Annotated in this window: 11 protein-coding genes; all 11 read right to left on the bottom strand. The window is 71.5% G+C overall.

Annotated elements, in window-relative coordinates; genetic code table 11:
- Positions 1-6: 6 nt before the first annotated feature.
- The gene (locus IE294_RS05885) at positions 7-3,420 is read right to left on the bottom strand and encodes a hypothetical protein (RefSeq protein WP_189882949.1); all 3,414 of its coding nucleotides are present in this window, start codon (positions 3,418-3,420) and stop codon (positions 7-9) included.
- Between the two features lie 16 nt (positions 3,421-3,436).
- Positions 3,437-4,168 carry a hypothetical protein gene (locus tag IE294_RS05880; RefSeq protein ID WP_189882947.1) on the bottom strand — a complete coding sequence of 244 codons (732 nt, stop codon included), beginning with the start codon at positions 4,166-4,168 and terminating at the stop codon, positions 3,437-3,439.
- Positions 4,168-4,620, bottom strand: a complete 453-nt coding sequence (locus tag IE294_RS05875; protein ID WP_189882945.1) for a hypothetical protein — start codon at positions 4,618-4,620, stop codon at positions 4,168-4,170. The genes IE294_RS05880 and IE294_RS05875 overlap by 1 nt, the downstream gene beginning before the upstream one ends.
- A complete protein-coding gene (locus tag IE294_RS05870; protein WP_189882943.1) occupies positions 4,608-5,441 on the bottom strand; it encodes a cupin in 834 nt (277 codons plus the stop codon). The genes IE294_RS05875 and IE294_RS05870 overlap by 13 nt, the downstream gene beginning before the upstream one ends.
- Before the next feature lie 70 nt (positions 5,442-5,511).
- On the bottom strand, positions 5,512-7,164 hold the full coding sequence (locus tag IE294_RS05865; protein WP_189882941.1) for a major capsid protein: 1,653 nt from the start codon (positions 7,162-7,164) through the stop codon (positions 5,512-5,514).
- A 116-nt stretch (positions 7,165-7,280) separates the two neighbouring features.
- On the bottom strand, positions 7,281-7,466 hold the full coding sequence (locus IE294_RS05860; RefSeq protein WP_189882939.1) for a hypothetical protein: 186 nt from the start codon (positions 7,464-7,466) through the stop codon (positions 7,281-7,283).
- A gap of 44 nt (positions 7,467-7,510) precedes the next feature.
- Positions 7,511-7,669: a hypothetical protein gene (locus IE294_RS05855; protein ID WP_189882937.1), complete on the bottom strand. Its 159-nt coding sequence runs from the start codon at positions 7,667-7,669 to the stop codon at positions 7,511-7,513.
- Positions 7,670-7,672: 3 nt separating this feature from the next.
- Positions 7,673-11,137: a phage minor head protein gene (locus IE294_RS05850; protein ID WP_189882935.1), complete on the bottom strand. Its 3,465-nt coding sequence runs from the start codon at positions 11,135-11,137 to the stop codon at positions 7,673-7,675.
- The gene (locus IE294_RS05845) at positions 11,130-11,324 is read right to left on the bottom strand and encodes a hypothetical protein (RefSeq protein WP_189882933.1); all 195 of its coding nucleotides are present in this window, start codon (positions 11,322-11,324) and stop codon (positions 11,130-11,132) included. The genes IE294_RS05850 and IE294_RS05845 overlap by 8 nt, the downstream gene beginning before the upstream one ends.
- Positions 11,317-11,511 carry a hypothetical protein gene (locus IE294_RS05840; RefSeq protein ID WP_189882931.1) on the bottom strand — a complete coding sequence of 65 codons (195 nt, stop codon included), beginning with the start codon at positions 11,509-11,511 and terminating at the stop codon, positions 11,317-11,319. Before IE294_RS05840 ends, IE294_RS05845 begins: the two co-directional genes overlap by 8 nt.
- Complete coding sequence (locus IE294_RS05835) at positions 11,508-13,241, bottom strand: hypothetical protein (protein WP_189882929.1); 1,734 nt, start codon at positions 13,239-13,241, stop codon at positions 11,508-11,510. Before IE294_RS05835 ends, IE294_RS05840 begins: the two co-directional genes overlap by 4 nt.

Raw genomic sequence — 13,241 nt, 5'->3', positions numbered from 1 at the left:
AACCGCTCACAGGTCTACTCCCTCTGTCCAGTTGACGACGACCTCACCCGTCGCTGCGGTGATCGTCAGTGGCCCGATGAGCCGCACGTCCGTGTCCCGGGTGATGGACCACTGCGCGGTCTCGCCGTCGAAGAGCGTGCTCGCGCCGTCAGCGGTGGTGATGGCGCCGGTACCGCCGTGGGCGGTCGCCTGCACGGTACGCAGCGTGCCGTACTGGGTTGCGTTCCACGATTGGCCCGGGGCGAGCTGTACGCGGTGCGCCTGGACGCCCGTAGGACGCTCGACGACCGAATTCGGGGAGTCGCAGTCGACCGGCGAGACCGGCACGTACGGCGCCGACAGGTCGCAGGTGTACGTGCCGAGCGAAGTGGGCGTGCCCTGGCAGTCGAAGCCGAGCAGCTCGATGTACCAGGCGTCGGCGATGCCGTCGCCGTCCGTGTCGTCGCACCGCTCGGCCTCCACGATGCTCTGTGCGGGGCACGGCGGTTCGGGGCAGCACGACCCGCTACCACCGGCCGGTGTGCATTGGCCGGGGGCGCCGGTGGTGGTGTAGGGCTGGCCGTCCAGGGTGGTGTCCTGCACGGAGGTGACAGCACCCGTCTGGCAGTCGGTGATCACGTTCCGGAGGAACTGGACGGCGCATCCGGTCTGGTCATACGCCACTGCCGTCGTGAACGCGGACAGCTGCCACCCGGTGCGGCGCGGGCTCGGCGAGCACGAGCCGGAACTGTCGTCGTAAGCGTCCAGGGCCAGCGCGACGGCGATGTTGCCTGCCGCAAGGTCGGCGGCCGGGACGTCAGCCTCCACGGTCACGGTGCCGAACCAGCCGACCGGGGTATTCGCTGGCAGGACGGTCAGGGCGGCCTGTGTCGTCCCGTTGAACAGGCGCAAATGCCCGGTCGGCCCGCACCCGTCGTCCGGGCCCATCTGCTGGATGCTGACGGACACGGTGACGTGGGCGGTGCCGGTGTCGCACGCCGGGCGGGGCGCCTGGATCGTCGCGGCGAGCGTGTTGACGCTACCGGTGGTGCCCGGCTGCGGTGCCGTCCCGGCTGGAAGGTCGAGCGTGCCGCCGTCCCAGAGGGTCTGCCCGCCGGTGACCGGTGCGCCGGTCGGATACGGGTAGTAGGGCGTCGGGTTGGTGTCGGCAACGGTCGGTGCGGGCGTGCCGTCCGTGGGCGCGTCACACAGGAGGAGCGTGCTGCTGTTCCGGCACTGCTCGGCCGCGTCCTCGCAGACGCCGACTGTGCCGGCCGGGCTGTAGGGCGTGACACCGTCCAGCTCCGTGTCCACAGTGTCGGCGACCTCGCCGGTGCAGTCGAACGTCAGACGCCGCAGGAAGGACCGACGGGTGCCGTCCTCCGCGGTGTCGCACAGGACCAGCGTCTCGGTGTCGCCGCACGGCGCAGACGAGCCGCCGGACCCGCCGCCGCAGGCCATGTACCCGTCAGGAAGGCCGCCTTCGTACCGGTTGCCGTCCGGGTCGATGAACGTGGTCGCGCCGCAGTCGCGGTGCTCGACCGTCCAGTACTCCGGTGCGCCCGGCACACGATAGGTGAGGGTGACGTCGAGCAGGACTCCGCCGTTACTCCCGGGGCCGGCCTCGGTGACACGGATGGCGAGGAGGTTCGTTCCCCGCGCAGCGCCGACGATGCGGTGCTCCGGCTCGCGGTAGGGCGGCTGGTTGAACCACGTCGCCCGCGAGTTGGTCAGCGTCTCCGCCGCACGATTGAGGGCGTAGCCCAGCACCGCATTGTCCGCGTTGAGCGTGTCGATCTTGATCGTGGTGGCGTCCAAGACCGCATCGTCCGGCAACTCGAACGCGGTGACCATGTAGTAGTCGACCGGGGCGCCCGGGGGGAGCGGCGTGGTCGCCGTGCTCGGGGTCAGGGACACCCAGCCGCCACCGGCGGGTCGCGGGGTCGTCCACGCTGCTGGCCCGGCGACGTCGTAGACGGTGCGACCTCCGGCCGGGGTCAGTCCCCAGGTCCAGGCCGGGTCTACGCGCCCGCTGGTGTTGTTGCCGGGGTTGGACACCACCCGCTTGGAGGTCGGCAGCAGCGGGATGACACACACGGCTTCCCGTGTGGTCTCGCAGCACTCTCCGAGGCGTGTGCCCGCCGGAAGCGTGTACGGGGCGCCGGTCATCGCATCGACGAGCCGCGTCGTCACCGCCTTGCCGCTGCCGTCGTAGACCGTCTCACGGCGGACCCGGGCGACCGTGACGCCAGTGGCGGCGTTCACGACGCACAGGGGCCAGGACTCCACGTCCGCCGTGTCGGGCTCGAAGCAGACGCCGACGGTCCCGAGCGCCGTGTACGGGGTGCCGTCCAGCAGGTAGTCCGAGTGCCCGGTGAGCTGCCCGTTCTCGTCACGGGCGTAGTCCCGGATGAAGGGGGTGGCCGCGCCGTCCGCGTCGGTGTCGCAGAGCAGCACCAGGTCCCGCTCGGGCTGCTCTGCGACACCGGCGGGGCAGTGCCGCAGCTCGCCCTTGAGGGTGTACGTGTTGCCGGTAGCCGGGTCGACCAGACGCACGGAGGCCAGGCTGCCGTCCTGGTTGTACTCGTACTCGACGAGGACCAGGCCGAGGACGTCCCCGGTGTTCGGGTCGACGTCGCAGAGCAGCCCGGCGAGCTCGAACGCGCGGCTGTCGCCGCACGCCATGGCGCCCGCGGGGGGCGCTCCGGTGCTGTAGGCCCCGGTGGTGAGGTTGAGCCATCCGTCCTGGGTGACGCTGCCAGCGCAGTCCCGGGTGACGAGGACAGCGATCGGCGTCCCGTCCGGCAGGCACAAGCCGAGCGTGGCGGCCGGCGTCGTCTGCGCCTCGCATGGCGTGTCCGGGCTGCCGTCCCCGGCGCAGGTGCGGACGGTACCGGTCACCACATGCGCGGTGACGCCGTCCAGCTCGAAGTCCTCGAACCCGGCCGTGCCGTTCAGCCACGTGTAGCGGCGCAGGAAGGGGCCGCTGTCGTCGCACAGGGGCAGGGTCTCGGTTGCGGGACACCCGTACTCGCAGTCCACCGGGGAGGCCGGCGAGTACGGCACCGACGGGTCGTCCTGGTAGGTGAGGACGAGCGTGGCGGTGCCGTCCGCGCGGACACACCACAGCTCGCTGTAAGTCTGGTCGGCGGCACCGTCGCCGTTGGTGTCGTCGCAGCGCTGCACGCACACGGTGTCGACACATCCGGTGTCACAGGCCGCCGTTCCTGCCGGTGGAGGCCCGGCCGTGTAGAGGCCCGTGGTGAGGTCGATCCAGCCCTCTTGGGTGACTGTTCCGGCGCAGTCCCGCACCACGGTGACAGCGATGGGGGTTCCGTCCGTGAGGCACAGGCCCACCGTGGCAACCGGCTCCGTCGGGTTCGCGCACGCGGGCACGTCCGGCCCGCAGTTGCAGTTCGTGAAGTTGCCACTGACCGCCATCAGTCCGCCTTTCCGTTCATGACTCGTCACCGCATCCCGCCGACAGCCACGAGACGTAGACGGCGCTGCCCTCCGGCACTTCGATGCGGAAGGAGTCGCACAGCACGCCCGGCCGGCATTCCGTGCCCGGAGCGACCCACTGGAGGCTGACCCCGCACTCGTTGATCTGCACGCCGTCCGTCGCCCCGGCGCAGGGGTAGACGGTGACCGGCCCGCACGCCACGGAGAGGCTGACGCTCTCGGTGGCGGCCGGGATGGTCCACGTCTCCGGGCCCGTGAGGCCGGCGAAGCCGGGGCACATCGGCTCCGGGTCGCACCGTTGGCAGTCCGCGCAGTCCCCGACCGTCCCGGCCGGCGTGTACGGGGTGACGCCGTCGGGGGTGGTGTCCATGCTGCTGATGACGGCGCCGGTGCAGTCGTGGACCAGGTGCCGCAGGAACGGCACACAGTCCTGGTCGCACAGGCGCAGCATCGTGACGGAGGCGCAGTCCTCCGTGCCGCACGGGCCGGCGTCCTCGGGCGCCGGGCCGGGCGTGAACTCGCCGTTCGCCGGATCGAGCAAGCCGACCAGTTCCGGCTCGGCTGGCGGGCTACCGCAGGCGGTGCAGCCGGACCGCGCCAGCAGCAGCACGGTGGTGCCGTCCGGGCGGCACAGCAGGGTTGAGGTGATGGAGGGGGCGCAGCATGCCTCCCCGGGCTCGCCGCTACCGCCGCCACCGCAGGCACACGGGGTGGGCGTTACTGCCATCAGTCCGCCTCCGGGTGGGCCTGTCGGCGGTGCGTGTCACGGCCGCGCGCGGTGGTGAACGGCCGCGAGCAGACGTCACAGGTGATGGCCGCGCCGTCCCCCTCTGAGGGCGCGGCCTCAGCCGGGGCCGGCCTGTGCTCCGGTCCCGGCAGCTGAACGGCGTCCGGGGCGTACGCCGCGTCGGGCACCTCTGGTAGAGGCTCACCGGGGACCGCTGTGCGCCACTGGGAGGCTGCGGCGAGCGCCGCGTCTTCCTCGGGGGACCGGTAGGGGTGCCCGTCGACGGTCGACCCGATGAGCAGTGCTTCGGGCATGTGCGTGAACAGGCCGGGCGGGACCGCGAACGCGCTCGGCGAGCAGGTGCGGACCTTCGGCGTCTGCCGGACGGCCCACTTGGCGAACTCCACGCGCATGGCGCGCGCCGGCTCCACGGTGATCATCAGCACGGGCACAGCGACACCCTTATGGCTGCTGCCTCGCAGCACGCGACTTCGACGACGAAGGAGCGCTCGGCGAGGACGAAACGGTCGTTGGTCGTGATGCGGAAGCTCTCCGCGTCGGTGCCGGGCACGATCTCGGGCGCCTCCCGGCGGACCCGGATAGGGCCGGTGATGTAGAGCCAGGCTTCGCCGTCCGGGGCCTGCGTGCAGTCCTGGCCGCCCACGTTCAGGGCGTAGCCGGCGCCGAAGATGACGCCGTTGCCCATGAGGGTCTCCGGGCAGCGGTCGTCTCGGGTGCGGGTGACCACGTTGCAGCAGCCCATCAGCGCCGCTGCGGCGGCCGGGACGTGGAGGAGTCCCTGCCCGCCATAGGTCTCGGCGAGCCATCCTTCGAGTGCGGCCACGCCCTGGGCGACGGGGACGGCGGCGCCGGGAGTGAGGTCCACGGCCATGTCGCAGAGGACATCCCGCATGAACCACTCTTCCAGCGCGCGCTGTTCGCCCATGCGCAGGGTCTCGCGGGCGTGCTGCACGGCCTCGTCGTACGGCCAGCCGATCGTGCCGCACGTGATGCCGGCGTAGATCGTGATGGGTGCGGCAGTGCACACCCCGGGCCGCTCGAACGTCTTCGTCGCCGGGCCGGGAGTGGTGCTGTTGTCGGGGCACCACTCCCAGTCGTGCGCGGCGGCGCACGACAGCGGCATCCACTCGGTGCCGAGAAGCTCGTGCACGTCGGGCACGTCGACGATGTCGACGCAGCCGCCGAGGATGCCGTAGGGCGACGGGTTGCCCGGGATCGGGTCGACGCGCTTACGGAGTCCGGCTGCTGGCATCTGCCTCACCTCCGCTCATCCGGGCAGCCCCGGCCGGGCAGAGGGCCGGGGCTGCGGATGGGGAAACGGGTCAGCTGCTGCCTGCGGCGCAGACCAGTTCGAGCTGGGCACCGGTGGCGCCGTCCGGGCAGACCGGGACGGTGACGACGCGGGTGTCCACCGAGCGGTCGACCAAGGCCACGCACTCCTCCGCGAACAACGCGGTGTAATCATTCGTGACAAACTTGGTCGAATCGTGCACGACGCCGAGGTTGACCTCCTCGCCGCGACCGATCTGGATCGAACCCGACGGGTACACCAGGAAGTTGACCTCGGACGGCCACTCGGTGGCCGCGTTCACGCCGCCGATGTCGGTGGGGACGGCCGGGGACAGGCCGCGCGCGAACTGCACCCGCACACCCAGCGTCGAGAACACGTCCTGGATGCAGGTCGGCGACAGGTCACAGATGTTGACGCCGTTCTGCCGCGCCAGGTCGGTCAGGAACAGGTTCCGCGACCACCAGGGGAAGACGACCTCCAGCGCGATCGTCTCGCACAGCGAGTGCCGCTCGATCATGTCGGCGGCTTGGAGCGCGACGGCCGCATAGATCGCCGACAGCGCACCGAAGGTCGGGGCCATGACGACCGGGGTGGCCGTGTTCAGGGCCTGCTGGAACAGGACCTGCTTGATGCGGATCTCGTGCGCCACCATGGCATTACGGAGGTACCAGCTCACCAGCTCCGGAAAATGCCTCTGGGTGAGAATGCCCGCCTCCAGGCACACGCCGACCGCGTCGCAGCGCACCTCGACCGGGTCCGGGCACGGAATCGTGTAACAGGGCTTCGTCGCACCGGAGATGTCATCGGCCTCGGTGTGGACCCACGTCATGCTGGAAACGTCGAGGCTGAGCGGCTTGTAGTACCTCAGCCCTCCGCGCGCGAGCTGGATCTCCGGGGCGTCCCACAGCATGTCCGGGCAGGCCACGCCGGTGATGTCGTACAGCGTTTCCGAGGGCGCACACCAGCCGCCGCTCGCGACGAGGTCTCCCTGCGGCAGCCGCCCCTGGTTCTGCGCTGCGATCGCCACGGTGGTGCCCTCGGGCGCCGAACTGGAGTCGGTGACGACCAGGTCCTGCGCGAACGGATGCCGGTACGAAATGACCTGCCCCACCCCGCCACCAGCGGTTTTAAGCGCGTTCGCGCGGCTGATGATGCCGCTGACGACCTGCCCGAAATCCAACGGCGCACCCGGGGTGTAGCCGGGGACGTCGACGGCGGCGGTGATGGTCGTACCCGGCGCCGGCGGCTCCGGGAGAACGCGCGGCTGGGAGGCGCGGACGTTGGCGAGGTTGAGGACCGTGCGCCTCGCCAAGGACGCCGACGCGGACACCTCCGGCTCCGGTTCGGCCGGGGCGACGGGCTCGGCCGGGGTGTTCTCGGCGGTCGGGGCGGCGGGTTCGGCCGACGGCTCCGGGGCCGCCGTCGGGTCCTCGCCACGGACCTTCGCGGCGAGCTGCTCGATCTCCGCAGCGGTGGCCTTCGCGGCGTCGATGCGGTCCTTCTGCTCCTGCCGCATCGCCTCGATACCGGTGGTGAGGGCGCGCAGGGCCGTGACGTCGTCGGGGGTGACGAGGTTGGACTTGGCCTTGGCGTCGAATGCCTGGACTGCGCCCTCAAGGGCGGCGGCAAGCTGCTCGTCGTCCAGAGCGCTGAGGTCTTCGGGGAGCTCGAACGGCTCGGGCATGTCAGGACTCCTGAATGCTTCGCAGGAGTCAGGCCCTAAACCATCGACTGGAAGGTCATAGTAGCTGTACGGGCGGCCCGCGGTGGTCGTCACCGCAGGCCGCACGCACGGGGGTGTCAGGCCCCGCCCGCGGTGCCGGGTGCCGGGCTCTGCCCGGCGGCAGCCGCCTCGGGGTCGGGGTCGATGAGGCTGCCCGGGTAGTTCTTGGAGACAGCCTGTGCCGTGGCCAGGCTGTGGGTCTGGAAGGCGACCTTGCCGTTACCGCCGTCGAGAACGACGCGGTACAGGGTCCGGTCCGGCACCGGGGCAGCGGTACGGGCCCGGCCCTTGTTGCAGCCGCACCCCATCAGGCGCCGCCCTTGCTGATCTCCTGGACCTTGCGGCCCGTACCGCGCGCGGCCATGGCGTCGGCGGTCGTCTTGTACGGGGTGGGCCCGAACACCCTCTTCCCGGCGGCGTCGACGACCTCGTACTGCGTCTTGTTCTTCTGGCAGGAGCACGGCATGGGTCAGTTCCCTTCGTGGGGGCGGGCGGCGGTGGCGGCGAGCTCGGCGCGCAGGGGTGCGAGTCGCGCGGTGAGTTCTTCGAGTTCGGCGCGCGCGGCGGCGGCGCGCTCGGCTTCCCGGGCCTTGAGAGCATCGGCGAACTGGTCGAGGAACGCGGGCTGGAGAAGCGCGGCGGTGACCTCGCCGGCCACGCTCGCGGCCGGGGCCTGGTCGCGGGTGTGGGTGTGCTCGGGTTCTGGTTCCAGGACCGGCGCCGTGGCCGGCTCTTCGGTGGTGGTCTCGTCGATGACTGCCGCGGCAGCGGTGAGGGCGAGGTTCGCCCGGTCGACGACCGCGGCGGCGCTGAGCGGCGAGGAGTGGCCCGGTACCGGCACGGACAGGACAGCGCGGAGCTGCCAGCGGCCGTCGTCGCCCTGCGTCATGTGGTACGAGGGCTGGCACGCGGCGAACACGGTGCGGTCCCACGGAGACAGCCAGGGAGCGGCAGCACCGGAGAACCACATGCCGCCCTCGTTCACGCCGACCGTGATCACCGCCGCGACGGTGCGCGTGTCGTCGAACTGGCACACGGCGGTCTCGCACTCGTAGCCGTCGCGGTGATGGCCCACGTTCATCGTCATCGCGCCCGCGCGGACCTCGGTGCCGTCGTCCAGGCGGAACTTCGCCCGTAGGAAGTGCGACAGGTCCAGGCCCCGCGCGGCGAGCTTCTCGATGGTGACCTTCCGGCCGTGCACGGCGTGCGCTACGCCGGCCTGCGCCACCCAGCCGTAGGCGCGGCCGTCGACGATGTGGACACCGCCGCTGCCCGGCGGGAGTTCCTCGGGGGTGGGCTCACGGAACCATGCGGCGGGGAGGGGCTTCTCCGACTGCATCACCTGCCACGCGGAAGCGACGATCTGCGCGCCGCGCTCGTCGTACAGCGCGTCGAGAGCTGCGGAGGCCGTCGCTTCGTCGCCTTCGCCGTCGGTGGCCCAGGCGAGGATCCGCGACTCGGCCTTGCTGCCGTCCCAGGTGGCTTCCCGGTCGGCGTGCACGGGCAGGCCGGTGTCGTCGGACGCGGCGGCCGTGACGTCGCCCTCGGGCAGCGTGGACGCGCCGACGTACAGGCCGCGGGCGATCCGTACGACCGTGCCGGCCGCCAGGGCGCGGGCGAGGTGGCTGTGCACCGTTTCAAGGGACATGCCGAGCTTCTCGGCCAGGTGACGCGGCCGGACCGGTGTCGGGGAGCTGCGCACGTACGTGACGAGCCGCTCGTGGCTGTCGCCGGACGAGGCCACCACCGCGGATGCGGTCTGTTCGCCGGGCGGGTCGAGGACGATGCGGGCCTTGTCGTAGGCGGGCATCGCCACGAGCGTCGCGCCGCGCAGCCGGGCGCGGGTGATCCGCACGAGGTAGTCCCCGGACCTCTCCTCGTGAAAGACGACGCCCCCGTCCGGGTCGGAGTCGCCGGCGGCTGCGGTGAGCTGAGTGCCGAAGACACGGCGGGCGGTCGCGGCGGAGATCCGGCCGCCGGGGCTGGTGAACAGCATCACCGAGCGGGAGCTGTGCGCCATGTCGGTCCCGGACGCCGCCCACTCGGTGCGTTCCCGGCCGGTGAGCATCCATGTGCCGTCATCGAGGCGCATGACACTCGCGGACGCGAACGACGCGGCCAGCGCCGGACCCGCCTCCTGGTCGGGGCTGGTGGTGGTGTCGACGAGCTGCACGTCCACGTCGTCCAGGTCGACGGACACCCCGAGCGGCGCCTGCTGCTCCAGCAGCGTGACGGCGTCGTAGCCGGCGGGCTGGGTCAGGTACAGCACGCCGCTGCCGGTGATGCGGTCGCCGACCCGGCCGAGCTTCTGGATCGCCCCGGCCAGTTCGGCACCCTCGTGGCCCTGCCCCATCGCTTCCGCGTACTGAAGCGGCCACGGCCCGGTGCCGTCCCAGTACAGGGCGCCCGGCGCGAAGACTCTGCCGTCGCCGGTCTGCTGGCCCTCGAACGCGAGCGCCGCGCCGTCGACGTCAGGGGTGGACCAGGAACGGACGGGCGGTGGCGGGGTGTCCGCCTCGGCCTGGACGGGGGTGGCCATGGGTGGGTCCTCCTCTGCGGGGCGGAGCGGGATGTCGAAGTGCTCGCCGGCGAACGCGACACGCAGCCTGTCGAAGGTCACCGGGCCGACGTTCTCGACCAGGTCGTGGAACCGGTCGGGGTCGGCGCTGTAGACGGCGGTGACGTGCGGGTGCCAGGGCGTGTGCTGGGCGGGGATCTCGGGCAGTACGTAGGCCTCGTGGGTGTCCTCCACGGCGTAGACCGCCGCAACGCGCGCGTCTTGCAGGTCGGGGGCTTGCGGGTCGCGGTCTTCGCGGTTGTCGCCGATGCTCCACACCCACACCGGTTCGTCGCCGTGCGGGTTCCAGTGGGCGGCGCCGAAGGCGCGTGCCGAGATGGGCAGGGTGGGGGCGTACTCGCGCATCGTCGTGACGAGAGCGGCGCGCTGATCGGCCGTCCAGTCGGCGCCGTTGCCGAGGAACATCAGCGTGCAGTGCAGCTCGTCTGCGGGTTCACCGTCGGCGAGGGCCAGGCGCTGCGCGTCCTCCTCGGCAGGGAGCAGGGCGATCATCGCGCCGGTGTGCTGCACGGCCGCCGCGGTGCGGTCCTTCGATCCGAAGACACTGGCGCGCGGGCTGTCCTTCGACACTGCGGACGCCGCGCGGGTTTCTGGCGCCAATCGCAGGTAGCAGCGGCAGTTCACGGTGAGCGAGGCGGGCGCCATCGGGTCCCCCGGGTACTGCATGGGGATGCCGGCCACGGTGAACGCCTCATCGATGAGCCGCAGCGCCCCGTCGACGGCGTCGTGGGCGTGCCGGACCCGGGCGTCGTGCTGCGTGATCCACTGCTTGACCAGGGGCCGGTCGGGGCCGGTCAGGTCTCGTGCTGCTGCGAGGGTGGCGGCGTTCCACGCCCGGGTGGACTCGGTCCGCGCGATCCGCGCCTCGCGGGTGACGCCGAGCTGCTCCCCTTCGCGGGAGAACAGCTGCCGCAGCCTGGCCCGGAGCTGGGCGACGTCTTCCCCGGCGTCGAGGCCGGCGGCGAGTTCGGCCACGGCGGCGGCGGTGAGCCGGCCCCCGACGGCGCGTAGCAGGTGCCAGGTGTCGTTGACGTAGGCGCCCAGCGACGGGGGAAGGCTGTCGCCGCGCTCGTACCGTCCGGGAAGGTCGTCCCACCCGTCCGGGAGGCCGGTGCCGGTGTCGGCCGCAGCCTGCTCGGCGGCGGTCTCGACAACGCCGAGGAGACGCCGCAGGATGCGCGGCATCCGGGCACGCCACATGCGGCCGATACCGGCGAGGGAGAACCGGGCGGCGACGATCTCAGTGGCGTCACGCAGCTCGCTGCTGATCTCGGCCGCTACCTCGTCCAGGACAGCGGCGACCTCTTCGGCAATCGCCTGCTCTGCCACCGCCAACTGCTGTTCGACGTCAGCCACGGGTCACCTCCGCGCCCGTATTGGGGCAGTCGTCCGACAGGGGGGTCAACCACACCGTGGCCTTGCCTCGGAAGCTGAAGGGGCCTGCGTCCAGGTCGATGCTCACGCCGTCCAGCCGAGTCGCAGACAGCACCCGCAGCCCGTCGCAGTGGGGGCACAGGTCGAGCTGGTGGAAGTGCTCAGCCACGGGTCACCTCCGGCCCGTCGAGGTCGCATATCTCGCACAGGGCGTAGACCTGGGCCCGGGTGACACCGGCGGGCGTGAGGAGATACAGGGGCGCGCACGCCACCGTGTATGCCTTGCAGCGCGGGCACCACTGCGCGTGGGCGTCGCCCATGACCGGGGTGACGAGCGGGTGCACGCCGGCACTCATGCTGCCTCCGTGAGGCATGCCGACAGGCGCAGCACCTTCTCGGTCTCGGTGTAGTTGTGCGCCATCCGCGCGGCAATGAGGGCCCGCGCGTAGTCATCGAGGGCGTCCTTCAGGCAGTCCGGGCTGAGGCCGTACCGGTCGGCGACCTCGGGGACACGAACCCATGCCCCGTCGAGGAGGTGCCAGGCGTCGATCATCGCGGTGTCCACCGGGAACACCGTGTGCACCTCGCCGGGGCGGATCTCCCGGGCGCGGGCGCGTTCGCTGCGCGGGCAGGCCGGCTTGTTCCGGATGCGTTCCCCTGCGGTCGCCAGCGCCGCCCAGATCAGCACGTCGACGGCGGCTATGAGGCCCTCAGCGATGCGGGGGGCCGAGGAGGCGGGCAGGGTGTCAGGGATGCTGGTCGTCTCTCCTACGGGCAGCGTCGTCACGTTGCTCTGCGTCTCCTCGTCCTGGCCGGGGTCGGTGTCGCTGGGGGTGGTCTCGCCGGGGCTGGGGGCGTCGGACTCGTCGAAGCCGGTCTCGCGGCGGGCTGCGGCAGCGGAGATCAGACCGGCTTGGTACGCCTCCAGGGCGGTCTGGGCGCGGTTGGCCTGGACGCGGAGCTGGCTGGTGTCGTACCAGACGAGCCACTCGTCCGGGTTCTCCACGGCCTGGTCCTCAAGGAGGGGGCGCAGCCACTGGGTGGTCAGGGCGTAGCAGACGATCGCCAGGCGGGGCTCTACGCCGAGACGGACTGCCTCGGCGCTGATGGCCCATGCCGACCAGTGGTTCGCGTCGGACAGGCCCAACAAGATCTCTGCGGGGACTTCGAGGCCGTTGGCGAAGCGCCTGATTGCCTCGTCGCGGAGTCGTAGCGCCAGCTCGTCGAAGTTCGACTCGAACGACAGCCACTTGATGTCTGAGATGACCTCGGAGGGCACTTCGAGGATGATCGGCACGGTCGCGGCGGCGCTGTCGGGTTCGCGGATCGCGGTGGAGGCGACGTCGAGGAACACCTCCAGCAGGTCGTCCTCTGCGTCGGCGCCCTGCCCGGGTTGGGTGGGGAATCTCGTGCCCTTGGGGACGAGGAGCACACCGCGCCCGGTGATCCGGGAACGGGCAACGGCGGCGACGGCCGCATTCAGCAGCTGGAGTTCTTCCAGCAGGGTGAGGCTGGAGCGCACGGGGCTGTCGGCCTCGATGTGCCGATCCGGGGACGGCTCCCACACCCGTATCGCGATCGGTGCCAGCGGATCAGGTTCGGCGTCCGGGTTGAACGGCGGGATCGCGACGTCCTCGCCATCGATCTCAGCGGTCAGCTTCCCGCCGCCCTGCTGCTTGACCTCGCGGGTGGACAGCACCCGCCAGTCGTAGCCGTCGACCGTGTTCGTCTTGTCGACGGTGGGGCGGACGACGATCCAGCCCTCGCCGGCGACGACGAGGTGCGGGCCGAAGTCGCCGAGCAGCGTGGATTGCCCGTCGGGGCCGCCCGCGATCTCCCGGACGATGTCCGCCGCGGGGTGGTTGTCGGGGGCGCGTTCGATCGTGCCGTCAGCGGCACGCCGGCCCGCGAACAGGGTCGCGCCGGACATGGCGTTGCCCACCCATGTGCCGGCGAAGCGGACCTCGGGGACGTCCTTGAAGAACCGCCACGCCTCTTCCTGCCATCCGGAGTTGGTGCCGCCCTTGCGGAGGTTGGCCGTCTTGACGCTGTAGCGGGCTGCCGCCGCGGTGAGCTGCCGGGGCAT

It is taken from the genome of Streptomyces canarius (genome assembly GCF_014650735.1).
Classification (GTDB): Bacteria; Actinomycetota; Actinomycetes; order Streptomycetales; family Streptomycetaceae; genus Streptomyces; species Streptomyces olivaceoviridis.
Note: the sequence above shows the minus strand (reverse complement) of the source record. Positions and strands in the feature narration are given on the sequence as shown.

What these genes read in the sequence shown, in the direction of transcription:
- IE294_RS05885 (WP_189882949.1), bottom strand. Translation starts at nt 3,420, where the DNA reads ATGGCGGTCAGTGGCAACTTCACGAACTGCAACTGCGGGCCGGACGTG.
- IE294_RS05835 (WP_189882929.1), bottom strand. Translation starts at nt 13,241, where the DNA reads ATGCCCCGGCAGCTCACCGCGGCGGCAGCCCGCTACAGCGTCAAGACG.
- IE294_RS05865 (WP_189882941.1), bottom strand. Translation starts at nt 7,164, where the DNA reads ATGCCCGAGCCGTTCGAGCTCCCCGAAGACCTCAGCGCTCTGGACGAC.
- IE294_RS05855 (WP_189882937.1), bottom strand. Translation starts at nt 7,669, where the DNA reads ATGCCGTGCTCCTGCCAGAAGAACAAGACGCAGTACGAGGTCGTCGAC.
- IE294_RS05840 (WP_189882931.1), bottom strand. Translation starts at nt 11,511, where the DNA reads ATGAGTGCCGGCGTGCACCCGCTCGTCACCCCGGTCATGGGCGACGCC.
- IE294_RS05870 (WP_189882943.1), bottom strand. Translation starts at nt 5,441, where the DNA reads ATGCCAGCAGCCGGACTCCGTAAGCGCGTCGACCCGATCCCGGGCAAC.
- IE294_RS05880 (WP_189882947.1), bottom strand. Translation starts at nt 4,168, where the DNA reads ATGGCAGTAACGCCCACCCCGTGTGCCTGCGGTGGCGGCGGTAGCGGC.